Here is a 22,829-nt window from a genome sequence, read left to right as displayed (position 1 = left end):
CGCCGATCTCATACGCGGCTTCGCAACCCTGCTGAAACCGGCCGCGGGCAACGACGCGAAACTCACCGCCTGGATCACGGCCGTCCGCGCCGTCAACCTGCCCCCGCCTGCGCAGCTTCACCAACGGCCTCGAAATCGACCGGCCCGCCGTGAACGCCGGCCTCACCTTGCCCTGCCACAACGGCCGCACCGAAGGCGTCAACACCCGCACCAAGAGGATCATGCGACAGATGCACGGACGAGCCGGATCCGGCCTCCTCCGCCACCGCATCCTCCTACCCTGACCGCTACCCGGCGTCACCACCGACTACGGGCCAGAGCCTAATTCCTGATAGACCCGCCCTGGTAGACCTGCCGCCCATGGTCATCGCCGACCTGCTCGGCATCCACCCCAAGACAGCCGAACGCTGGGCCACCCTCGCCGGCGGGAACTGGTCCGAATACTTGGCAGCGCGACGGGCCGCCCCGCAGGGTTAGGCAGTGGAGCAGGACATTGTTCCGAGTCTGATCGTTGTCCTGGTCTGTGGTTTCGTGCGGTGACGGATTCGCCTGTTGACTCCGGGTAGCAGGTGCGCTGGGCTGCCGGGGCCCTCGGGCCGAGGCCCCGGGTGGTGTTCGTAAGGAAGGGCGGCGGCGTTCTTTTCGATGCGCTGGAGGCTGAGGGCGCCGGGGATCGGCACGACGTGATCGCCCCGGGTGAGCAGCCTGGCCAGGGCCAGCTGGGAGACGGTGACGCCCTTGGTCGCGGCCAGGTCGCCGAGCTTGCCCACTACCTCGACGTTCTTCTCGAAGTTGTCGGGCTGCCAGCGGGGGTCGACGTTGCGCACGTCGGTGACGTCGTATTCGGATGGCGTCCCGCGTGATGGTGTAGGCGATCACCGTGCGGGTGTGCGCGGGCGGCTGGTCACCGCCGTGCTCAGCGAAATGCACGACGAATGGATCGCCTTCCCCCGCCGTTACCTGTCCGAAGGCAGCATGACGGCCATCTACGCCGCCGAACACGCCGACCACACCACCCATGCACTCCCCAACACTCCGAACGCTACGGACGATTGATCGCCTACACCATCACAGGGGACGTGACCCGTATTCGCCGACGGGCTTGGCGGGATGGGAGAACAGCGGGACAGCCCAATCGGCCTTCTCATCTGCGTGGTGCCGGACGTCCTCCGGCACGCGTTCTCACGGGAATTGCTTTTTGTCGTCGGGCCGTAGCGCCCTTCAGGCCCGCGCGACCGAGGCCGCACCCGACAGAGCTGACCAGCACCGTGCGACCCGATCGCCGCAGAGACGGATGCCGCCGCCCGGAAGCGCACGGGGCCACGCGTATGTCGCCCGGACCCGGCTCCCCCCTGGCCCCGCCCGTCGCGACCGGCTGCCGGATTGCCCCGGTGTGCTAGACAGGGAGCAACCAAAGGGGAATTTTGCAGCAGCTCACGCTCGGAATCATGTCGCAGACCCGCAAGGAAAACGAGCATCGTCTGCCCGTTCACCCCGCTCATTTCGGCCGCATCGACGCCGGTCTCCGCAGGCGCATCTACCTCCAGGAAAACTACGGAGAGCATTTCGGCGTCCCGGACAGCAGACTCGCCCCGCTCATCGCGGGCTTCCGCACGCGCGAGGAACTCATCGCCGACTGCGATGTCATCCTGCTGGCCAAACCGCTCCACGAGGACCTGGCGGAACTACGCGAGGGTCAGGTCCTGTGGGGCTGGCCGCACTGTGTCCAGGACGAGAGGCTCACCCAGACCGCCATCGACCGGCGGCTGACTTTGATCGCCTTCGAAGCGATGAACCACTGGACCCGCAGCGGCGCCTTCAACTTGCACGTCTTCCACAAGAACAACGAGCTGGCCGGGTACTCCTCGGTCCTGCACGCCATGCAGCTGATTGGCGTGAGAGGCGACTACGGGCGGCGGCAGCGTGCCGTCGTCATCGGCTTCGGCGCGACCGCCCGCGGGGCGGTGACCGCGCTCAGCGCCCTGGGCGTGCACGACGTGGACGTGCTCACCGCGCGTGGCGTCACCGCCGTCAGCTCCCCCATCTACTCCGCGCGGATCGTCCACTTCGACCACGACAAGGCCGACGACACCCTCGACCCGCGACGCAGCATCGCCCTCACCGAGGACGGCCCGCTGCCGCTGGCCGAGTTCCTCGCCGGGCACAACATCATCGTCAACTGTGTGCTGCAGGACCCCGCCGCGCCGCTGATGTTCCTGATAGACGAGGACCTGCCCAAGCTGGCCCCGGGCACCCTGGTCATCGACGTCTCCTGCGACGAGGGCATGGGCTTCGACTGGGCCCGGCCCACCACCTTCAACGACCCGATGTTCACCGTCGGCGACCACGTCAGGTACTACGCGGTGGACCACAGCCCCTCATACCTGTGGAACTCCGCGACCTGGGAGAACAGCGAGGCCCTTCTGCCCTATCTGGACGTCGTGCTCCAGGGCCCCGACGGCTGGGACACCGACGACACGATCCGGCACGCCATCGAGATCCGCCGTGGCGTCGTCCAAAACCCCAAGGTGCTCGCTTTCCAGCACCGCACCGCAAAGTACCCGCACGCCCACGAGGAGACCCAGACCTGGGCGGCGTCGCGGCCGTAGCGGCAGGGCATCCGGTGCTCAGCCGTCCTCCGACCACTGTCCGAGCCGCCGCGTGGCGGGCACCTCGCGGAGGAGTGCGAATCCGGCTCGTCCGTAGACCTCCGAGACACTCGGCGATCTTGTCCTGCTCGTCCGACGGGAACAGCGGTCCCGGATCCGGGGCGCGGCATCCTGTGACGCCGCAGGGCTGGTCCGCTGACTGTGGGGCGCGCGTCTGCTCGTACATCATCAAGTGCGCTTTCCTGCGCGTCGTGCCGGATGTGCGGAGCGGCATGGCCCTCAGCCGTGCAGCCGATCAACGCCCGGTGTCGGCCCGCGTCAACGCGATGCCGCTTGCGAACACACGCGGTTGTGACACGGGCGGGAGTATGGCCCCGGAAGCACGAGGACTTTCCGTATGCCGGAACTGGGACTGGCCCGCCCCGGGTCGTCGCCTCGTGTTCGGGTCTACCGGCCCACCCTCCTTCCGCACCACGCCACCCGTCCTCACAGGGCAGCCCGTGAGCCCGGCCGCGCCATCCGCATCCAGGCCGAGGAGTCACGTGTGCCGCTCAGAAGCCGTTATCAATCCGGGCGTGATTGTTTGATTTCCGCTGGTCGGGCTTGGTGTCGGCGGGTGGGTGGCAGGGATATCGGCGTTGTGTCGTCGCATCGCTGGAGGGCCGGATGCCGTCGCCTATGGGGCTGCTGGAGGACCGGGAGCTGAGTGCGCGTCAGCGACTTGAGGAGTGCCGCGGGGAGGCGGAGCGCGCTGCGGCTGCGCTCGCCGAGGCCGAGCGGGCCTGCGAGCGGGCTGTGATCGCGAAGGAGGAGTTCGCGGCGGCGCTGGCCGAGGCGCGCGCGGAGGATGATCCGCCGCCGGACGGCGGGGTGCGGACCGCCGGTGCGGCGCCGGGCACGATCGTGCCCGAGTGGCGGCCGGGGCTTGGGCCGACGGTGCTTGCGGCGGACTACGAGCGGATCATCGGTGCGCTCGAGGCGGCATCGCGGGAGGGAGCCGGGCCGCTGAACTGCCGTCAGATCGCTGGCCGGTTGGAGTGGGAGACCTCGGCGGCCGGGGTGGAGCGGGTGCGGGCCAAGGCGCGGCGGATGGCCGAGCGCGGCTGGCTGGCCAAGGAGGCGGACGGCCGGTTCAGCGCCGTCGCCCGGCCAGGCGGCGGGTCATGAGCGCGGTCATCGACCAGTAGACCATCGCCTCGGCGACCTCGGTGGTGCGCTCGTAGTCGCGGGCCAGGCGGCGGGTGCGCAGCAGCCACCCGTTGGTGCGCTCGATCACCCAGCGGCGTGGCAGTACCGTGAACCCCACCGTGTTCTCGGCGCGCTTGACCACCTCCAGGACCAGCTTCAGTGCGGCCGCGGCCCATTTCACCAGGGCGCCGCTGTAGCTGCCGTCGGCCCAGATCAACTTTAGGCGGAAGTACCGGGCCCGCGTTCGCGGCAGCAGTGCGTTCGCGGCGTCGCGGTCGGTGACCGAGGCGGCGGTGACCATCACAGCCAGCAGCAGTCCGAGGCAGTCGACCACCAGGTGGCGCTTGCGTCCGTTGATCTTCTTGCCGCCGTCGAAGCCGCGTGAGTCGGCGCCCACGACGGCGTCGGCCTTGACCGACTGGGAGTCGATGATCCCCGCGCTGGGCTCCGGGTCGCGGCCCTCCTGCACGCGCACCCTGCGGCGCAGCCGGTCGTGCAGCTCGCTCAGCAGGCCCTGGGCCAGGTAGCGGCGGAAGAAGCGGTAGACGGCCTGCCAGACGGGGAAGTCGCAGGGCATCGCGCGCCACTTGATGCCGCTGTCGACCAGGTAGAACACGGCATCGAGCATGGTGCGGTGGCAGTAGGACTCCGGCCGGCCTCCCCTACCCTCCAGCCAGCGCGGCATCGGCAGCGCGTCGCGGACAGCGGCCCACTCCGCGTCGGTCAGGTCGCTGGGATAGCAGCGCTCACGGTCGCCGTGGTCGGCGGCGTTGCCGAACCGGTGCGCAAGACAATCACAGGGCGACACGCCGGAGTTGGACGTCGGCGCCGTTGCCGCGGAAGACTGTGACACCTGGGGCCTCCTGGTGCTCGTGGACTCGACATCTCCGAGCTGTGCAGGAGGCCCCTCCCTCATGCGCGGGCCGGCTGGCGATCAACCGAACGGGAGCAGGCCCGAACCCCCGTCCGACCCTCACACCGCAAGAGCGCTTTGATAACGGCTTCTCAGTCCGACCACGTCCACGACGGTCATACCGTCCCGCTGCCCCAGGGCTACGAAAGGGACGTCCCCCTTCCTGGCGCTGTGCCTCCTCGCCCTCGCCCTGCTCTCGTTCGGCGAGAGCGGGCACAACCGCCACCACGCTGACCTCACCAGCGCCCGCCACGGGGTCGACCGCGGCCGGCTCGCGCCATCGGCCGCCGTCATCCGCCTCCTCGAACGCCTCGGCTGGGTGCACGACGTCCGTCGGCCGAGTCCGGCCCGCGTCGCCGCCCGCCGCGCTGACATCAACCATTCGTCCATGTACGGCAGTTGGCAGGAGCTCTCATGACCACCGCACTACAACCCCCGCTTCCGTCCCATCCCCTCCTGCGCCTGCGCCTGGCACCTCGCGGCGGCATGCCCCGCGCCATCGATGGAGCGTGGTGGCCCCGTTCATACGACCTGCTCGCCGAACTACCCCGACTGCTCGCCGGGTTACCGCGCGCGTGGGGCCATATCACCAGCGTCACGGTCAACGGGGCGACCTGGTCTGCGGTGCCCGGCCGGATGCTCGTCTCCAACCAGGTCGTAAGGCTGCACAGGACCCTCACGGCATCCGCCGCGCACACCATCGTCCTTCTCGCGCCCGGCCAGGGGCGCTGGGACCTGACGGTCGTGCCACCGAATACGACCGAGGAGGCCGCGGAACTGCTCATGGTTGCCGGGGCGGACGGTCAGGCGCGAGAGGCTGTGAAGAAGCCTCGATGTTGATCTTGTGTGTCCGGGCGGGGGTCAAGGCGTGCGGCGAGCGGTCCGGTGCGGACTGCGCTGCCCAGCGCGGACAGAGTTGCCGATGTTGTACGGACCCGTTCGCGGCACCGATCATCGCCGGGCGCCTTCGACAGCACGTTCATCCCGGCGCCGGCACCCGACTGGCACGATGGCTGCCTTAGCTGACCGGCGTCAAGTCTTCGGCGCTACCCGGTCGGTACCGGTGTCGATGAGGATCTGTTCGGCTCGCGTGATGTTGTCGGCGCGGACGGCATCAGCCATCGCGGTGCGTGCCGCCTCAGGCGTCGCGTGCGGCGGGATGACAAGGAGGGAGAAGTAGTCCTGATCGCCCCTGGTGACGAGGACGGTGTCGTCGCCGACCGGGAAGGAGTCGATATGGACGACGCGGTCGTCGACGAGCAGTCGCGTCGGCAGCGCGTCCCAGGCTCCGGCGTCCAGGCCGACGCGCATGAGCGGCCCGAGGTACTCGGTCAGTGCGGAGATCAGGGCGGGAAGCTCGGCTGCGATATCACGGGAGCACGGCCACCACGCCCCGTCGAGAACGCCCCGCCGGTCATGCGTGGTCTGTAGCCGTACGACAGTCGTCCCCGGCTTCACCGCCTGGTGGACGGCGTCCGGCAGGAGCCTGATCACACGCGGGGAACCGGAGTCGGACATGACACTCGCCTGTCTGCGAGGAATACGGAGTGACTTAGAGCTCGCGCAGATAGGCGTGGTGTCATGGTCGTCGGGCGGGGCGGTAGTCCCAGCGGTAGGTGGTCCAGGCGCGGCGGATGGTGCTACGGACGGTGATGACGGCGTCCGCAAGGTCGAGGAAGGCGTTGATGACGCTGGTGCGGCGTTCGTAGCAGTGCGCGAGCCGGTAGAAGGCGTTCTGCCAGGCATGGGTGCGCTCTACGTGCCAGCGCTGGGTGGCCTGGATGGGGGCCTTCTCGCCCTTGTGTGCGATCCGGCCTCGCAGTCCGCGTGCGTCGAGGGCGGTGCGGGTTTTGCCCGAGTCGTAGCCGGCGTCCAGGTGCACCGTGATGTCGTCGGGCAGCGGGTCGAGGTCGTCCAGCAGGTCCAGGGTCGGGGCGAGCAGCGGCGAGTCATGGCAGTTGGCTCCGGCCAGGACCCGGCCCAGCGGAATTCCATAACCGTCCGTCATACATGAGCGCTTGAGGCCCTGCTTGCCTCGGTCGACCGGTGAGCGTCCGGCGGCTTCTCCGCCTCCGGGTGCTTTGGTGATCGAGCCGTCGATGGCGATCTGGTCCAGGACGAGGCCGACGATTCGGTCGTACGTCTCCAAGGCAATGTGCCGCAGCTGGGCGAAGACGCCCAGTCGGATCCACTCATCACGGCGGTTGCGGATCGTGGTGGCTGAGCAGGTGGTGTCCGCTATGGCTTGGTAGGAGCAGCCGAAGCGGAGGAGCTGGAGCAGCTTGTCGAAGATGATCCGGTCGCTGATCCGCGGGCGGTGGCAGCCCAGTGTGTGGGCATTGTAGACCGGCCGCTGGGGCAGCAGCGCCGCGAATTGGTCCCAGAGGGTTCAGTCAGCCATAGTGGCAGTAGAGGCACAGGTCTCCCGATCACAGAGCGTCGCAACTCCATGATCACTAGGCCCTGTGCCTGTTCCACTCCCGGGGTGCTCCACTGCGCCTATCTACGCGAGCTCTTACTCGTTCCACGGTACTCCGCGGCCCGCAGCAGTCGGAAAGCTCGCTGGTCACACGGGCCGGAGTAGGGTGAAAGATCCAGTCCACGGATCCATGCACATGCGGGAACGACGAGGTCGTCATGCAGCCTACGGAAACTCCCCCCGACGGACACGCCGACGTACGTATCGTCGCCGCCTCCCCCGAGGTCGCTCGCCGGGTCGCGGAGGTTCTCCGTCACTGCTTCGCCACGACAGAACAGCGCAGCTATCCCGCGGATGCCGAGGGAGGGACCCGCCTCGAGCTCACTGTAGACACCACCAGCGCGGCAGAACCGGCGCGGTCCTGGCTGCAGACCAGCCGCTCCTCGGGCAAGGACGGCCGCCGGAAGTGAGGGGATCTCCGGGAGCGGTCCATTCGGCCTCTTCGGGGAGTAGCGTGAACCCATCGGGAGCACTTCGCGCACCGGCCCCGATACCGGTGTCGTTCCTGGTGAGCAACGGCACCGGGCAACTGCTCACGCGCAGGGGTTCGGAGACGGGTTCGCACGATGTCCGCGATCACCGAACATCCCTCGCCGCGCGCCGTGCCCTTCAGGGCCCCGACCGCACGCCTCGCCCTCAAACCCGTGAGCCCCTCCCCGGGACAGGTCGAGCTGGACGGCGCCTGGTGGCCCCGCTCCCGTGACCTGAGCCACGAACTCCCCGCGCTGGCCGACGTACTGGACCCGCTGTGGGGGCGGATCACCCGTATCGCCGTCAACCCCCGCTACTGGCCGATCATCCCGCAACGGATTTTCGTCAACGGCCATGTGGTCAAGGTCGGTTGGTTCACCACGGAGCTGGACCCGCACAAGATCCTGCTGCTGTCCGGAACGTCGGGCCGCTGGGATCTCCTGGTGATACCCCCGGAGGCCAGCGCCCCGTCGACCGCCCGGCTGATGGCCGCCGCCAGCGCGAGCACCGCCCCGCAGTCGACCGCGACCGCTCTCATGACGGCGGAACTGGTCGACGCCCCCTCCGCATCGGCCGACGCCGACACCGGACGGCCCGACCGGCTGGCGGCGGAGCTGCGGCCATATGCGCCGCCCCGGCCGTAACGAGGCGGCCCGGATCGCGTGGCCACCGCGTTGACACGGACCGTCGCCGGAGGCGGAAAGGCCGCACGGTGCCGGGCCATGCAACTCCGGAACACACGGCGAAGCATTCCGCCATTCCGCCTCGCCCGGTTCCCGCGAGAACCTCACCAACTTGGCCGGTGGATGCGGGCGCAGTGCGGGCTCCAGTGGGCGCCGCGGGCGTCGGCGACGCGGACCCGGTCGGCGAGCTGGTCGCCGTCGAGTTCGATCGGGTCGTCCGTGCCCCAGCCCTCGGCGCGCAGCATCGGCAGCCGTTCACGCAGCCGTCGCTCCTGCGCGGCGTTGGTGGCCACGTGCAGCGGACCGTCTTTCTGGATTTCGGCCTTGATGCCTTCCTCGGCGGCGACCCGGATGACCTCGTAGACGGAGGAGAACACAGCGGCGCCCGGGTGTTCGCCGAGATCGGTGACAACCGATCCCGCTTCACCGACGCCAAGGGGGTGAAGCCGCATATCATCGAGGGCAGGCAGGTGCTGGCGGGCAGGCCGGGCAGGGCCCGGTTTCGGTGGGCATCCAGCGGTACGACGCACTCCACCCGTACTGAGCCGGGGATGCAAGGACCTTCGGTGTTGCATCCCTGATCACACGCTGATGATACGGATCCGGGTGGTTGCATGGCCGATGCATGTCGACATGAGAAAGCGGCCAATGGTAGGAATGCCCCATGATGAGGTGCTTTGGCTCGTCGTCGATACGGGGGGACCCTGCCGAGTCGCCGTCGGGGCAACCGCCTCGCTTCCCGCTACTCCCGCACAGTGTCGCGGGGCAGGTGTTCGTGTTGCAGCTGGTGCTTGTGGTGCTGCTCGTGTTGGGCGCCCTGGCTGCTCTCGTGCTGCAGGCTCAGAGGTCGAGCTTGCAGGAGGCGAGGAAGCGCACTCTCGTGGCTGCCGAAACCTTCGCCAATGCCCCGGGGGCGCTGGCCGCCGTGAAGTCTGCCCACCCCAGCGCCTTGCTGCAGCCACGCGCGGAGGAGGCGCGCAAGAGGTCGGGGGTCGACTACATCGTCGTGTACAACCCGGCCGGCATCCGCTGGACCCACCCCAACCCACATCTGATCGGAAAGCATATCATGGGTCCATATGCGGAAGCACTTGCCGGACATGCCCAGACCCTCACGGCCACCACGCCCGTAGGGCTGACCGTAGATTCGACCGTTCCCATCTTCGACACAAACGGCAAGGTTGTCGGACTGTCGTCGGTGGGAATCACGGTCAAGCACGTGAATGCGAGGGTGGTGCAACAGCTTCCGGTTCTCCTTGGTTCCGCTGGTGGCGCGCTAGTGCTGATATCAACTGGGACGGCGTTGGTGGGCCGTCGGCTGCGGCGGCAGACGCACGGTCTGGAGCCCGCCGAGCTGAGGCGTATGTATGAGCATCACGACGCGGTGCTGCACGCAGTACGGGAGGGTGTGCTCATCGTCGCTTGCGACGGGCGGTTGCACCTCGCCAACGACGAGGCGCGGCGCCTGCTGGCCCTGCCCGCAGACGCCGAACGGCGCAACGTCGCCGACCTGGGTCTGTCCCCGCCCATCACCGAGCTGCTGGTTTCCGGCCGGGTGACCAACGACGAGGTCTTCGCAGCGGGCGATCGTCTGCTGGTGGCGAACGCGCGGCAGACCGCCCCCTACGGCGGCCGGGCCGGGAGCGTCGTGACGGTCCGCGACACGACCGAGTTGCGGGCCCTGTCGGGCAAAGCCGCTGCGGCGCAGCGTCGTCTGGGACTGCTGTGTGACGCGGGGACGGAGATCGGCACGAGCCTCGATGTAGTGCGGACTGCCGAGGAGCTGACACGTTTCGTGGTTCCCCGGTTCGCCGACTACGCGACCTTGGACCTTGTCGAAGCGGTGCTCCAGGGTGGTGAGCCAGTCGGCACGACGATGCGTCGCACGGCTGTCAGCGGCATTCGGGAGGAGCACCCTCTACACCCGGTCGGACGTCTCATCGAGTTCGGCCCGGCCACACCGCAGGCGGTCGGCTTCGGCACCGGGGAGCCGGTGCTGCAGGTGCTGGAGGCCGACATGCCCACCTGCCCCGGATGGCAGGAGCACGATCTTGAAAGGGCCCGGCAGTTCGTCGCCTTCGGCATGCATTCGATGATCGTGGTGCCGCTGCGTGCGCGCGGTGTGCTGATGGGAGTGGCCACCTTTTTGCGGTCCGGGGAGGCGGAGCGGTTCGAACAGGGGGACGTCTCGATCGCCGAAGAGCTGGTGGGCCGCGCCGCGGTGGCTGTCGACAACGCCCGTCGCTTCAGCCGTGAGCACACGATGGCTGTCACCTTGCAACGCAGCCTGCTGCCTCGTGGGATGCCCGAGCAGTCCGCTCTTGATGTGGCCTACCGCTACCTGCCCGCACGGGACGGGGTGGGCGGTGACTGGTTCGACGTCATCCCACTGCCGGGTGCGCGGGTGGCGGTGGTCGTAGGGGATGTCGTCGGCCATGGTCTGCATGCGGCCGCCACCATGGGCCGGCTGCGCACTGTGATCCACAACTTCTCGGTGCTCGACCTGTCTCCTGACGAGCTTCTGGCGCACTTGGACGAGTTGGTGAGCCGGATTGACAGCGATGCGACAGCTGGTGGCAGTCGCGACGGCGACGGACACGGCGAGGGTGGCGGCGTCACAGGCGCCACCTGCCTGTACGCGCTTTACGATCCGGTTGCGGGACGGGCCACGGTGGCCAGTGCAGGCCACCTCGGGCCGGCCCTTGTGCTCCCTGACGGCACCGTCTCCTTCCCCAACGTGCCCGTCTCTCCACCGCTGGGCACCGCCGGCAGCCTGCCAGTGGAGACAGTCGAGCTGACCCTGCCGGAAGGGTCGCGCCTGGTGCTGTACACCGACGGGCTCATCGAAGACCGCGATCGCGACATCGACACCGGCCTGGAGCTACTCCGCTCCGCTCTAACCACCGGTGCAGACCTCGACCCAGAGGAGACCTGCGCTGCCGTGATGCACGCCGTATTGCCTGGCCGTCCCCGCGACGACGTCGCGCTGCTTGTGGCCCGTACCAGGTTGCTCGCCCCGGACCGAGTCGCCGAATGGGAAGTGCCTTCCGATCCGGCCGCCGTAGGCCCGATCCGCTCCGGTTGCGCACGCACCCTGGACGGCTGGGGGCTGGAGGGGATCGGATATGCCACCGAGCTCATCCTCAGTGAGCTGATCACCAACGCCGTCCGCTACGGCAGGCAACCCATCCGGGTCCGCATGCTGTACGACCGCGCACTGATCTGCGAGGTCTCCGACGGCAGCAGCACCTCACCGCACCTACGGCAAGCGGCCACCACCGACGAGGGCGGCCGCGGACTGTTCCTCGTCGCCCAGTTCGCCGAAAGATGGGGCACCCGCTACCTGCCGCGCGGAAAAGTGATCTGGGCCGAACAATCCCTCCACAACGGTCAGCGCGAGCCCGGCACCGACCTGGCAGAGCACCTTCTCGACCAGTGGGCCGATCTCTAGCAGGTGCTCAGAAACCAGCCTTTGACCAGCGGCGATAGCGAAGTGCAACTGGAGTGCAACCTTGATCCACCGGTCGGTTTTGAGGTCTGTTTGTGAAGGTCGCTGAGCCTAGCCTCGATCGTTCCTGAGTCCCCGTCAGCTTGCTGACGGGGACTTTGTGTCGGTGTGGTGGGTTCTTTTCCGGGTTGGGGGCAGGTTGAGGGCCCGGCTTTCGCGTTGGGTGGGCGCCGGGTTCCACTTCGCCGAGTGGTGATGCGGGTTGTGGGGATGGTCGAAGTGGCTGGTCAGATGGGGTTCGGGAGGATGTGGAGCCTGCCGATCGCGTGGGTGATGATGTCGGTCCAGGGCCATCGGGCGGTGAAACGGAGCCATTGGCGGCGTCCGGTGTTCACGAGCTGGGCGGCGGCGGAGAACAGTCGCAGGCGGAGCTTAGCGCCACAGCGCCGCACTCATCTGCCTCACCCGCCCGGCGCGTCAGTTCCGGCGACGGGTCGGTAGGAATCGGACCGGCAGGCCCGGGCGAGCCTGGGCTGCCGCGCTGAGACTGCGCTCGGGCACGACGCCTATGACCGGATAGCCGCCTGTGGTCGGGCAGTCTGCCAGGAAGATCACGGGCCTGCCGTCGGGAGGGACCTGGACGGCTCCCACCACCATGCCCTCACTGGCCATCTCCTCGTGCACGGCGCGCTCCAGTGCGGGTCCGTTTGTCCGCAGCGCGATGCGGTTGCTCTTGGAGGAGACCAGGAAACCGGTGCCGGAGAAGGTCTCCAGACCGGCCGCGGTGAACCAGTCGTCCCGAGGACCGAGCAGGATGGGGAGCACGAGTTCCTGGGGCGGTGCCTCCCATATCGTCGTGTCCGAATGGAGGGGACGGCCAGCCGCCTCGTCTACGGGCAGGATGTCGCCGTCCCGCAACGGAGCGGGACCGAGGCCGGAGAGGAGATCGGTGGAGCGGCTGCCGAGGACCTGGGGGACGGCGAAACCCCCGGCGACGGCCACGTAGCTGCGAAGGCCACTGGCGGCGGGGCCCACCTCCAGCACCGCACCGGCGGGCACGTACACGGGTGCGGCCCACGCGGCAGGCTTTCCGTCGACCTGTACGGAGGCGGGTGCCCCGGTCACGGCCACGACCGCGGGCTGGTCGGCGCGTACGGCCACACCGGTCAGCGTAGTCTCCAGGGTCGCCGCATCGGCTGGGTTGCCCACCAGATGATTCGACAGCCAGTGGGCCGACTGGTCGAGTGCCCCCGATCGCGGGACGCCGACTGCCGCGTGGCCGAAGCGGCCCAGATCCTGAACGGTGGTGAGCGCCCCGGCCCGTATGATTTCCATCTTCCCGCTGTTCATGCGCAGTGCCTTTCCGCCTTCATCGTGCCGCGATCGGCGCCCGTGATGCGCGCCGGCACCGGCTGGGGAACGAAGCGCACCCGCATGCCCGGAGCGAGGAGGGCGGCCGGCTCGCGGTCCATGTCCCACAGGCGCACATCGACATTGCCGATCAGCTGCCAGCCGCCGGGAGAGACGCGCGGGTAGACACCTGTGTAGGGGCCGGCAAGCGCGATGGAACCAGCTGGGACAGCTGTGCGCGGTTCCGCCTTGCGGGGCACGTGACAGGTCTCTGGCAGCCCCAACATATAGGCGAATCCCGGGGAAAATCCGCAGAAGGCGACCCTGTGCTCGACTGAGCTGTGGATCTGGACCACCTCTGCCTCGGTGACACCCCACAGGTCCGCGACCGTGCCGAGATCCGCTCCGTCGTAGCGGACCGGGATCTCGACGAGCGGCCCGCTCTCGGCGTCCAGGGCCGGGACGGACCACTGCCGCAACTCCGCCTCCATGGCCCTGACATCCGTGACCCCATACAGGAGCACGGTCCTTTCACCGGGCACGATCTCGCGCACCGCGGGGAGGGTTCCCGAGGTGTGCCGCTTTGTCAGCAGGTGGTGCCAGGCCTGCGCCTCCTCCGGTGTGTACAGGTTGACGAGAAGCGAATCCGTTCCGACCGGCTTGAGCCTCATACGAACGCCTCCACCCTGACTCCGGCCTCCCGCAGTGCCGCGTTCACACGCCTGCCGAGTTCCACCGCTCCAGGGGTGTCCCCGTGCAGGCACAGCGAGCGTGCGCGCACCACCAGGGCGGTACCGTCGAGGGCTTTGAGGTATCCGTCCCGTACCAGGGTGACGGCCCTCCGGGCGACTTGATCGACATCGCTGATCACTGCGCCGGAGACCTCACGGGAGACCAGAGTTCCCTGCGCCGTGTAGGCACGGTCGGCGAAAGCCTCTTCGATGCTGGGCAGGCCGACGCTTTCGGCCTGCTGGAGCATGGCGGAGCCGGGCAAGCCCAGGACGGGGAGTTCAGGCCCCGCGAGCCGTATGCCTGCGGCCACGGCCGCGGCCTGCTCACGGTCCGACACCACGCGGTTGTACAGGGCTCCATGCGGTTTGACATAGGCGACGTCAGATCCGGCCGCTCGGGCGAACACCTGAAGTGCGCCGATCTGGTAGGCGATCTCGTCGGCAAGTTCCCGCGCGGGTACGTCCATGGCGCGACGGCCGAAGCCGGCCAGATCGCGGTAGGAGACCTGGGCGCCGATCCGCACCCCGCACTCGATCGCCCTGTCACAGACCCGGCGCATGATGCTCGGATCCCCGGCGTGGAAGCCGCAGGCAACGTTTGCACTGGTCACGACGGACAGCATCGCCTCGTCGTCGGTTAGTGACCATCGGCCGTAGCCCTCCGCCAGGTCGGCGTTGAGGTCGATCACGATGTCTGTCATCGCTGTCATGTCTCCTTGGAACAGTCCACCTGGTACCAGGTACCACTGCACGGTCATGCGACTCGGTAGTCCGAGTCCCGGGCGTCTGTGATCAGCATGTATCCGGGCGCATGGGTAAGAGCGAAGGGCGGTTTCGACGCCATCAGGGCCGCCTGAGGCGTCACTCCGCATGCCCAGAACACCGGCACGTCACCCGGTTCGGCCTCGACTGGGTCGCCGAAGTCGGGACGAGCCAGGTCCGCGATGCCGACCTCGGCGGGGTCGCCCACGTGCAGGGGGCTTCCGTGGACGGCGGGCATGAGGGCGGTGACCCGGGTCGCGGTGCACACGAGAGCGGCAGGCACCTGTCGCATAGAGACGACCAGGGACCCTCCGAGCCGGCCACCGGGCCGGCACTCCAGGCTGGTCTTGTACATGGCGACATTGCGGCCCTGAGCCACGTGGCGCAGTGGAATGCCCGCCTCCGTGAGAACGGCCTCGAAGGAGAAGCTGCAGCCGATCAGGAAGGTGACCAGGTCATCCCGCCATACGCCGACGACATCGGACGGCTCGTCGACCAACTTGCCGTTCTCCCATACGCGGTAGCGGGGGACATCGGTGCGCAGGTCGGCGCTGGGCGCCAGGGGGGTCGACCAGGAACCCGCGTCCGTGACGTCAAGGACAGGACAGGGCTTGGGGTTGCGCTGACAGAAGAGCAGGACGTCGTAGGCCCAGTCCACCGGTACCGAGATCAGGTTGACCTGGGTGTAGCCGCCGCACCATCCCGTGGTGGGCGCCTCGATGCCTTCGCGGAACCGGGATCGCGCCTGCTCGGGAGTCAGAGCGCCGAGTGCGGAGACACTAGTCATCGATGGTCCTTTCGTCACGGGGAGCCCGATCGGCTCCCAGCCCTGCGATCACCGGCGCCTGCCGACGGCGTCCGGCGCCGTCTGCCCGCGGCGCTGCCCTGGCCCCGACTCGCGTGCCTCATACGCACGGAGACCGTGGTACCGGTCGGTAGCCTTGACCGCCGATTCGTGCCCCAGTACGCCGCAGCGCTGCGCCGCCGCCAGCCGAGGACACATGGCACCTCGACGAGGTCCTTCGTGAAGATCAAGGGGGTCCGGCACTACCTGTGGCGGGCCGTCGACCAGGACGACAGCATCCTCGGCGTCCTCGTGCAGTCCCAGCGCGACGCGGCCGCGAAACGGTTCATGGCCAAGCTGATGAAGAAGCAGCGCCGGGCCGTCCCAAATGGTGCCGCCGTAGCCACCCTCGGTCGAGCACCGCTCTCACAAGGGCCTGAACAACCAGGCCGAGAACAGTCACCAGCCGACGAGGCAGCGCGAACGCGCGATGAAGGGCTTTCGCTCCGTCGGCAGAACCCAGAGATTCCTGTCGGTGTTCAGTCAGATCTCACCGCACTCCCGGCCCCGCCGCCACCGGATGACCGCCACCGGCTACCGCACCGAGATGCACCACCGCTTCACCGTCTGGAACCAGATCACCGGCACGCCGCCGCAGCCTGAAGACAGCACCCCCACAGGCCCCCCACACCCCGACATACCCTCAACCGAGGAAGCTGATCGCCAGCAGGGCAATGGAGTACAGGGTGACTGTCGGAGCCGCGGTCCTACACACTGCATTGTTGCGTGCTTGGCCTGTGCCGGGACCGTTTATGGCAGCAGGGAGAGCAGTTCTCTGCCGAGAAACCTTCGCAACGGTCAGCAGTACGGTGACTGGTTGGTCAGCGAAGCTGCCACCCGCATCCACACTCCGAACTGCCGGTAGAGGCTGGGCAGAGTGCCCTGGGCCTGGACGGTTCGCGCGTCTGTCGAGGTGACACCTGGTATTCCCAGAAGGGCGGAGGCCACTGAGGCCGACTGCCAACGGACGGTGAGGGCGGCCGGGCCCGACGGTACCGCTGCGGCCGCCGGTTGTGCGGAGAGACTGGCGGCGACCGCCTCCTGAATTTCCATGCGGGCTTCGTTGGCTGGGCGCAACTCAGCCGCGAATCGGTCCCGCGCGTACTTCACCGCCACGGTAGTAACGTCGGCATCCCACTCCGCCAGCTCTACGCAGGAACAGTCGTCGCCAGTGAGGGCCGCCATCGGCACACCGATGGCGGCCGCGGTGGCGTGGGCCAGGCCGATCTCGCCCACCGGTCGGTTGTCCAGCCACATGTCTTCGATCTCGTGGCCCATAAAGCTGTGGCTCAGCACCCCGAGCGTGCCGGCCCGGGAGTGGTAGCCGACGCAGATCATGGCGTCGTGCTCGGGGGTGAGGCCTTCGAGCATGCCCATGTGTTTGGGCTTGCCGCGGATGAGGCGGGCTGCCGGGTGCAGGGCCTCCGGAAGGAGGTTGCGCATCGGGCCGTGCGCATCGTTGACGATGATGTCGGTGGCGCCTGCCGTGACCGCGCCCCGGATGGCAGCGTTGACGTCCTCCGCCATCATCAGCCGTCCCCGCTCGTAGTCTCGACCGCCGGGCTGGACGTCGTCAGCGTCGACGAGCCCTGTGACGCCTTCCATGTCCGCGCTGATGTAGATCCGCACTGTGCGTACTCCTCAATCTTGATGGCCACGTCCGCGGAGCTGTGACATAGGGGCTCGACGCGGAAGTTCGTGGGATTGATGTAGGCGGCTTCATTGAGAGTGCCATAAGGCGAGCTCAATGGAGGTTGAACGCGTGTTTGCCGCTCCGGTAGGCCGAACTCAGGTCCTGGACTGACGGTGAGACCGCGACAACTGGTGTAAGGCCACCGGCCGCGGACTTCCCACACGAGGCTGACGCAGCCGGTCTCGTGTGGGAAGCGGCCAATGACCTTCACCCAGCGACGGATCTCACCGAAGGGGCTGTTCGATGAAGTTGGAGTGTCGGATACCGGTTCCTCGATCACGAGCTTGGGCGCAGGTTGGGTCTTCAGCTGATTCTCGGGTGGACCGACGCCTCGGTACTGGTCGAGCAGGACGCGGTGGGTGACGCCAACGGCTACGGGAAGAGAGTACGTATCGTGTCCACGGCCGAGTAGTCCGCATCAACGAGTGTCGCCGTCCGCCATTTGTCGAAGGTCGTGCAGGGGTGGGAGATTCCGAAGGCGAGCGCATCGCCAACCTCGACGCGGTCGTCGCTGACGGCGAGGATCGCGTGCTGGTCATATAGTGCCCGGACAGTCGCGCCGTTCAGCGGGGTGATCTGGCCAACCGCGCGGCGCGCGATGGGTACGGGCAGTCCCGCGTCGTAGGATACGTCCCGCCGACCCAACCCGGCCACAACCACGCCGCTTTCCGGAATTGAGAGCACCGACGCCCAAACTTCGAGGGCGGGCTCAAATCGAGGTTTGGCGATACCGGCCGGAACCTGAGTCTGCGCCTGCTCGTATTTGCCATGATCATGCACGAGATAGCAGCCGCTGCGGAGGACGACACGGATCGTGTCTGGAGGCAAGGCGTTTCGCACCCGTTCGACAACCGCCGGATACAAGTCGGAACCGCCGAAAGTCACGATCGCACGGGCTCCGAGGAGCCCCTCAGCGTCGAGTTTTCGGACGATGTCAACCGCATCGTCCAAGTAGGAATTCACAGCGAGCGGACGCACACTCGCCGAAAGCGGCCACAGGACGCCTTCGTACCCGGCCAATCCGGCAAGGTGAACGGTTTGCGCAGCCGTAACGGCTCTCGCGACCTCGAGGACCTGGTCCCGTGTGCGGCAGCCCGAGCGCCAGCCGCCCAGCCCATATTCCACCAAAACGGGAAGTGGTGGAAGATCGACAGCAATCTCGTGGTGCGCTGCCTCCATCAGTTCCACCCCGCGCAGAGAATCGACGAAGACGCTTACCGCCAGGTCCGGATAGCGTCGACGCAACGCCACCAGGACCTCCAGGTCGCCTCGATCGACGACCTGGTTGGCGATCATGAACTGCCGCACGCCCTCTGCGGCAAAAGCTTGCGCCTGCGCCACCGTGGCGACGGTGCATGCCGCCGCGCCGGAGAGCTCCTGCATCCTCCAGAGCTCCGGGCTCATGTGGGTTTTACAGTGCGGTGAGAGTTCGACACCATGCGCCTCGGTGAACGCGCGCATTTGCGCCAGGTTGTTCCTGAGCGCTGCCTGTTTCACCAGCAGTAGCGGCATGGCAGGGAGTTCGTCGAAGACGTTTCGAACGGGCCGGGGCTGCTTCACCACGTCCAAACCGGTGTCCCTAGCGCTCACGCCTCCTCACCCTCCCACGACGCCGCAGGAGCACCACCGGCCACTCGTGCTGGCACACCGCCTCGCCATGGAGGCCCCAGGCGCTGACTCGTCTGACCGGTATGAACGAACAGTAGACGCGGGTCCATACGCGACTCCTCCCAAAGTGGCTGAACACTCGGCTGTTAAACAGGGCAACGTGTTGTTTTATGCACGAAGACGTTATGGGAAAGCGCCGCGGGCTGCTTCGTACGGTCGACCGAAAAACCTGTGGGTGTTTGGGAGTGTCTAACCAACGACGGATCTGATGATCAAGGAAGAGGTTCGTGATGACCGATGCCGCCGTGGAGTCGACGCCTGTCGAGGAGCCGACCGAGGTGTCCAGTGCGAGGAGGGACGAGCAGTTGATCGCGATGCTGGTGGACCGGGCGCGTAGCGAGGGGCTGCAGTTGACCAGCGAGTCATTGAGCCTTTTCAGCGTGGGCACCGATCGGGTGACGGCTGGATCGGGCAGGACCTTGAGGGCCGCAGGCGAGATGCTGGTCAGAAGCTGTTGTCTTTTCGATCCTGGTCAAGATCGCCTACACCCACCCGAGGGCCAAGGCCTCGCTCGCCTTCATCGGCAAGGGCATCACCTACGACCCGGGCGGCATCTCCCTCAAGCAGGCCGGCCACAACGAGACCATGAAGTGCGACATGGCCGGCGCCGGCGCCGTCTTCGGCTCCGTGCTCGCCGCCGCCAAGTTCGGCCTCCAGGTCAACGTCACCGGCTGGCTGGCACTGGCTGAGAACATGCCCTCCGGCTCCGCCACCCGCCCCGGGGACGTGCTGCGCATGTACGGCGGCAAGACCGTCGAGGCGACGCCGAGGGCCGCCTGGCACTGGCGGACGCCATCGTCCGCGCGGGCGAGGAGAAGCCGGACTACATCGTCGACGTCGCCACCCTGACCGGCGCCATGATGACGGCGCTGGGCAGCCGCACCTTCGCGGTCATGGGCAACGACGACGCCTTCCGCAGCACGGTGACGGAGCTGGCCGAGGCCGAGGGCGAGCCCGCCTGGGCCATGCCGATGCCCGCGCACCTGCGCAAGCCGATGGACTCCACCGTCGCCGACATCGCCAACATGGGCGAGCGCAAGGGCGGCGGCCCGCCCGCCGGCCTGTTCCTCAAGGAGTTCGTCGCCGACGGCATCACCTGGGTCCACCTGGACATCGCCGGCCCGGCCTTCAAGGAGGGCGCGCCGTTGGGCTACACCCCCAAGGGCGGCACCGCCACCGCCGTGCGCACCCTGGTCGCCCTGGCCGAGCACGCTTCAGCGGGCGAGCTGGCTTGATGGGCGTTTCCATCCCCGAACGCCTGGCACACAAGGGCATGTTGTGCAAATTGGGTGTTGCCATTTTGAGTTGGGTGCACATCTTGTGAGGGTGCCTCGTTGGGGTGATTCGCCAGGGTTTGGGCATCGGTCGGGGGTTGCTGGTTCCTAGCCTCGCGGTGTCGAGCCCGGCTGTGGTGGGCAGGCGTTGAGCGAGGGTGGGTGTCTCTGTGCCGTCGTTGATGGCTGCCTTGCAGGCCAGGGAAGACGAGGTCCGGGCGTCCGCGGCCGAGGTGCGGGCGCGGCTGGAGGTGTTGACCGCGGAGTTGGCCGCGGCCGAGGAGCAGCTGGTGCGACTGCGGATCACGCGGGAGACGGTGGAGGAGGTGTTGTCCTCACCTGTCGGCCCGGCGGTGCCGCCGGGGGTGGTGCTGGATGTGGACGCGGCGGTGCTGCCGCAGTTGGCGGAACTGGTGCCGTTACTGATGGCCGCCGAGGCGGCCGGGGACACGACGGTGACCTCCGGGCCGTATCGGCGGATCCTGATCGTGTTCGCTGAGGCGTCCGGGCCGTTGCGCTGCAAGGACGTGTGCGTCGGGGTGGGGTTGGGTACGGAGGCGAACCACACCGAGGGCATGCGTGGCAAGCTGAAGAAACTGGTCGGGCGGGGGATCCTGGCCGAGGTGGAGCCGGGGTTGTTCGCGCTGGCCTGTCGGGCCGGTGCGCGGTGAGCGGCGGCGTGCTCGGCGGGGATCTGGCGGCAGCGGAGGCCGCGTTCGCCGCCTCGCGGGGCTTGTTCGAGCAGGTCAGTGCCCGGATGCAGTCCGTGGAGACCGGTTCGTTGACGCACTCGCAGCTGGAGGAGGTGCTGGGTGCGGACATGCGGGAGGTGACGCGGCAGCTGTATCAGGACCATCTGCGGCTGCGGGAGCTGACCGAGCAGCGCATCGAGCAGGTCGTGGACGCCGCCGGCCGGGAGCGCACCAGGATCGAGCGGGGCCGGCGGCGGATCCTGTCCACGGTGTTCGGGAAAGTGACCGTCGGCCGGATCGCCTACCGCGGCGACGCCGTGCCCGATCTGCACCCGGCCGATGCGGCGCTGAACCTGCCGGCCGGGATGCATTCGCACGGCCTGGCCAAACAGGTCGCGATCGAGGCATCCCGGGGCTCGTTCGCCGAAGCGGTCGAGCGCGTCAACACCTTGACCGGCGCCGGGATCGGCCCGCGGCAGGCCGGCGAGCTCACCGTCGCCGCCGCCACGGACGTCGACGATTTCTATGCCGCCCTCGTGCCCGAGCCGTGCACGGACGCCACGCTGCTGGTGATGTCGGCCGACGGCAAGGGCGTGGTGATAAGGCCGGAGGCCCTGCGGGAGGCCACCGCGAGAGCCGCCGCGGCCAAAGGCGGCAACAAGCTGGACAAACGCCTGTCAGCAGGGGAGAAGAACGGCCGAAAGCGCATGGCCACCCTCGGAACCGTCTACGACGCCGAACCCGCGGTGCGCACCGTCGACGACATCATCGCCGACCCCGACACCGGCGAGCAGGACACCGCCGGCCGGAGCAATGGACCCAGGGCCCGCTCCAAGTGGCTGACCGGATCGCTGAACGACACCTGCTCCGAGGTCATCACCGCCGTGTTCGACCAGGCCGAACACCGTGACCCCGACCACCGGCGCACCTGGGTGGCCCTCGTGGACGGCGCACCCCACCAGATCGATCTGATCAACGAGCAGGCCGCCGCCCGCGACGTGCAGGTGCACATCGTCATCGACATCATCCACGTCCTGGAATACCTGTGGAGCGCCGCACACGCCCTGCACCCCGGCGGCGGCAAGGACATCGAGGCATGGGTCGCCCGCACCGCCCGCACCATCCTGGCCGGAGACGCCCTGACCGCAGCCGAGACGATCACAACGGCCGCCACCAACGCAGGGATCGCCCCGGGCGGGAACAAGGGCATCGACGACGCCGTGGCCTACCTCACCAACAAGGCCGACTACCTGCGCTACGACACCGCGCTGGCCGCCGGCTGGCCCATCGCGACGGGAATCATCGAAGGCGCATGCCGCCACCTGGTAAAGGACCGCCTCGACATCACCGGGGCCCGCTGGGGCCTGGCCGGCGCCGAAGCCGTCCTGAAACTCCGCGCCCTGCGCACCAACGGCGACTTCGACGCCTACTGGGCCTGGCACGAACAACAGGAGTACACCCGCAACCACCAGGGCCGCTACCGCAGCACCCTCATACTCACCGCCTGATCACACAGACACCCTCAGAAGATGCACACCCAACTCGTTTTCACCGACCGGGTCCTGGCGACTCTCGTGCACGTGCGGACCGGCCTGACTCACCAGGCCCCGGCCGTGATCTACGAGGTCGGATCCTCCACCGTCGGACGGGCGGTCGGCGAGGTCCGTCCACTGCCGGCCGAGCGCGGGTTCGCTGTCCCTGACCGGCCCGGTCTGCGGCTGCGCACGCTGGAGGACGTGTTCGCCTACGCGGGCGCTGAAGGCGTGACTTTGCGCATCGACGGGATGGAGACCCAGGTCAGGCGCCCGAAGGCGGGCCGGCCGGGACGCCGCGCGTTTGTCTCGGGCAAGCGGAAGCAGAACACGATCAAGACCACGACGATCAGCGACGGGCAGGGCCGCACTCTGTGGTCCGGAGCCGAGCGGCCGGGCCGGATGCACGACCAGAGTGCGACACGAAGGCGCACGCAGCGAGCGGTTGCGCGGAAAGGAGGCCGACTGATGTCGGCGGCGTAATCCCAGGCC

18 protein-coding genes and 8 pseudogenes are annotated in these 22,829 nt (G+C 68.1%); 14 read left to right on the top strand and 12 right to left on the bottom strand.

The window, feature by feature from the left end; genetic code table 11:
• Positions 1–284: pseudogene (locus tag ACWEKM_RS39765) on the top strand (transposase); the annotation flags it as partial.
• 189 nt (positions 285–473) lie between these two features.
• On the opposite strand, the pseudogene ACWEKM_RS39760 reads toward ACWEKM_RS39765, so the two are convergent.
• Positions 474–830 (bottom strand): annotated as a pseudogene (locus tag ACWEKM_RS39760) (aldo/keto reductase); the annotation flags it as partial.
• A 58-nt stretch (positions 831–888) separates the two neighbouring features.
• Here ACWEKM_RS39760 and ACWEKM_RS39755 point away from each other — a divergent pair.
• From ACWEKM_RS39755 to ACWEKM_RS39745, 3 genes are all read left to right on the top strand, one after another.
• Positions 889–1,056 carry a hypothetical protein gene (locus ACWEKM_RS39755; protein WP_451626172.1) on the top strand — a complete coding sequence of 56 codons (168 nt, stop codon included), beginning with the start codon at positions 889–891 and terminating at the stop codon, positions 1,054–1,056.
• A gap of 368 nt (positions 1,057–1,424) precedes the next feature.
• The gene (locus tag ACWEKM_RS39750; RefSeq protein ID WP_451626169.1) at positions 1,425–2,609 is read left to right on the top strand and encodes a N(5)-(carboxyethyl)ornithine synthase; all 1,185 of its coding nucleotides are present in this window, start codon (positions 1,425–1,427) and stop codon (positions 2,607–2,609) included.
• A gap of 666 nt (positions 2,610–3,275) precedes the next feature.
• Positions 3,276–3,776 carry a hypothetical protein gene (locus ACWEKM_RS39745; RefSeq protein ID WP_451626168.1) on the top strand — a complete coding sequence of 167 codons (501 nt, stop codon included), beginning with the start codon at positions 3,276–3,278 and terminating at the stop codon, positions 3,774–3,776.
• Here the strand turns inward: ACWEKM_RS39745 and ACWEKM_RS39740 are convergent.
• Positions 3,742–4,650 carry an IS5 family transposase gene (locus ACWEKM_RS39740; RefSeq protein ID WP_451626167.1) on the bottom strand — a complete coding sequence of 303 codons (909 nt, stop codon included), beginning with the start codon at positions 4,648–4,650 and terminating at the stop codon, positions 3,742–3,744. The genes ACWEKM_RS39745 and ACWEKM_RS39740 overlap by 35 nt on opposite strands.
• A 235-nt stretch (positions 4,651–4,885) precedes the next feature.
• Here ACWEKM_RS39740 and ACWEKM_RS39735 point away from each other — a divergent pair.
• Positions 4,886–5,128 (top strand): annotated as a pseudogene (locus ACWEKM_RS39735) (hypothetical protein); the annotation flags it as partial.
• Positions 5,125–5,550 carry a DUF5994 family protein gene (locus tag ACWEKM_RS39730; RefSeq protein WP_451626166.1) on the top strand — a complete coding sequence of 142 codons (426 nt, stop codon included), beginning with the start codon at positions 5,125–5,127 and terminating at the stop codon, positions 5,548–5,550. The pseudogene ACWEKM_RS39735 and the gene ACWEKM_RS39730, both read left to right, overlap by 4 nt.
• Before the next feature lie 192 nt (positions 5,551–5,742).
• Here the strand turns inward: ACWEKM_RS39730 and ACWEKM_RS39725 are convergent, their stop codons facing one another.
• The gene (locus ACWEKM_RS39725) at positions 5,743–6,228 is read right to left on the bottom strand and encodes a DUF5994 family protein (RefSeq protein WP_451626165.1); all 486 of its coding nucleotides are present in this window, start codon (positions 6,226–6,228) and stop codon (positions 5,743–5,745) included.
• A 61-nt stretch (positions 6,229–6,289) separates the two neighbouring features.
• Positions 6,290–7,128 (bottom strand): annotated as a pseudogene (locus tag ACWEKM_RS39720) (IS5 family transposase).
• Positions 7,129–7,347: 219 nt separating this feature from the next.
• On the opposite strand from ACWEKM_RS39720, the gene ACWEKM_RS39715 reads away from it, so the two are divergent.
• Together ACWEKM_RS39715 and ACWEKM_RS39710 are read left to right on the top strand one after the other, a co-directional pair.
• Positions 7,348–7,599, top strand: coding sequence for a hypothetical protein (locus ACWEKM_RS39715; protein ID WP_451626164.1), 252 nt, complete (start codon positions 7,348–7,350; stop codon positions 7,597–7,599).
• Positions 7,600–7,755: 156 nt separating this feature from the next.
• The gene (locus ACWEKM_RS39710; protein WP_451626163.1) at positions 7,756–8,304 is read left to right on the top strand and encodes a DUF5994 family protein; all 549 of its coding nucleotides are present in this window, start codon (positions 7,756–7,758) and stop codon (positions 8,302–8,304) included.
• Between the two features lie 143 nt (positions 8,305–8,447).
• Here ACWEKM_RS39710 and ACWEKM_RS39705 read toward each other — a convergent pair whose 3' ends face one another.
• Complete coding sequence (locus ACWEKM_RS39705) at positions 8,448–8,795, bottom strand: hypothetical protein (RefSeq protein WP_451626162.1); 348 nt, start codon at positions 8,793–8,795, stop codon at positions 8,448–8,450.
• A gap of 215 nt (positions 8,796–9,010) precedes the next feature.
• On the opposite strand from ACWEKM_RS39705, the gene ACWEKM_RS39700 reads away from it, so the two are divergent.
• Positions 9,011–11,794, top strand: a complete 2,784-nt coding sequence (locus ACWEKM_RS39700; protein WP_451626171.1) for a SpoIIE family protein phosphatase — start codon at positions 9,011–9,013, stop codon at positions 11,792–11,794.
• A gap of 284 nt (positions 11,795–12,078) precedes the next feature.
• Here ACWEKM_RS39700 and ACWEKM_RS39695 read toward each other — a convergent pair.
• The 5 genes and pseudogenes from ACWEKM_RS39695 to ACWEKM_RS39675 all read right to left on the bottom strand — a co-directional run.
• A pseudogene (locus ACWEKM_RS39695) lies at positions 12,079–12,225 on the bottom strand (IS1380 family transposase); the annotation flags it as partial.
• 43 nt (positions 12,226–12,268) lie between these two features.
• Complete coding sequence (locus tag ACWEKM_RS39690; RefSeq protein ID WP_451626161.1) at positions 12,269–13,141, bottom strand: 5-oxoprolinase subunit C family protein; 873 nt, start codon at positions 13,139–13,141, stop codon at positions 12,269–12,271.
• Positions 13,138–13,812 (bottom strand): 5-oxoprolinase subunit B family protein, encoded by a 675-nt coding sequence (locus tag ACWEKM_RS39685; RefSeq protein ID WP_451626160.1) that lies wholly within the window; start codon positions 13,810–13,812, stop codon positions 13,138–13,140. Before ACWEKM_RS39685 ends, ACWEKM_RS39690 begins: the two co-directional genes overlap by 4 nt.
• Complete coding sequence (locus ACWEKM_RS39680) at positions 13,809–14,573, bottom strand: LamB/YcsF family protein (RefSeq protein ID WP_451626159.1); 765 nt, start codon at positions 14,571–14,573, stop codon at positions 13,809–13,811. Before ACWEKM_RS39680 ends, ACWEKM_RS39685 begins: the two co-directional genes overlap by 4 nt.
• Positions 14,574–14,626: 53 nt before the next feature.
• Positions 14,627–15,421: a putative hydro-lyase gene (locus ACWEKM_RS39675; RefSeq protein ID WP_451626158.1), complete on the bottom strand. Its 795-nt coding sequence runs from the start codon at positions 15,419–15,421 to the stop codon at positions 14,627–14,629.
• 162 nt (positions 15,422–15,583) lie between these two features.
• On the opposite strand from ACWEKM_RS39675, the pseudogene ACWEKM_RS39670 reads away from it, so the two are divergent.
• A pseudogene (locus ACWEKM_RS39670) lies at positions 15,584–16,076 on the top strand (IS6 family transposase); the annotation flags it as partial.
• A gap of 200 nt (positions 16,077–16,276) precedes the next feature.
• Here ACWEKM_RS39670 and ACWEKM_RS39665 read toward each other — a convergent pair.
• Together ACWEKM_RS39665 and ACWEKM_RS39660 are read right to left on the bottom strand one after the other, a co-directional pair.
• Positions 16,277–17,107, bottom strand: a complete 831-nt coding sequence (locus ACWEKM_RS39665; RefSeq protein WP_451626157.1) for a M55 family metallopeptidase — start codon at positions 17,105–17,107, stop codon at positions 16,277–16,279.
• A gap of 436 nt (positions 17,108–17,543) precedes the next feature.
• Positions 17,544–18,734 (bottom strand): alanine racemase, encoded by a 1,191-nt coding sequence (locus tag ACWEKM_RS39660; RefSeq protein WP_451626170.1) that lies wholly within the window; start codon positions 18,732–18,734, stop codon positions 17,544–17,546.
• A gap of 573 nt (positions 18,735–19,307) precedes the next feature.
• Between ACWEKM_RS39660 and ACWEKM_RS39655 the strand changes: the two are divergent.
• The 4 genes and pseudogenes from ACWEKM_RS39655 to ACWEKM_RS39640 all read left to right on the top strand — a co-directional run.
• Positions 19,308–20,074: pseudogene (locus ACWEKM_RS39655) on the top strand (leucyl aminopeptidase); the annotation flags it as partial.
• Between the two features lie 230 nt (positions 20,075–20,304).
• Positions 20,305–20,784 carry a hypothetical protein gene (locus tag ACWEKM_RS39650; RefSeq protein WP_451626156.1) on the top strand — a complete coding sequence of 160 codons (480 nt, stop codon included), beginning with the start codon at positions 20,305–20,307 and terminating at the stop codon, positions 20,782–20,784.
• Complete coding sequence (locus ACWEKM_RS39645; protein WP_451626155.1) at positions 20,781–22,313, top strand: ISKra4 family transposase; 1,533 nt, start codon at positions 20,781–20,783, stop codon at positions 22,311–22,313. The genes ACWEKM_RS39650 and ACWEKM_RS39645 overlap by 4 nt, the downstream gene beginning before the upstream one ends.
• Before the next feature lie 30 nt (positions 22,314–22,343).
• Positions 22,344–22,763, top strand: a pseudogene (locus ACWEKM_RS39640) (transposase family protein); the annotation flags it as partial.
• Between the last annotated feature and the right edge of the window lie 66 nt (positions 22,764–22,829).

Source organism: Streptomyces sp. NPDC004752 (genome assembly GCF_053601275.1).
The sequence above is the reverse complement of the archived record's forward strand: the minus strand, read 5'-3'. Positions and strand labels throughout refer to the sequence as shown.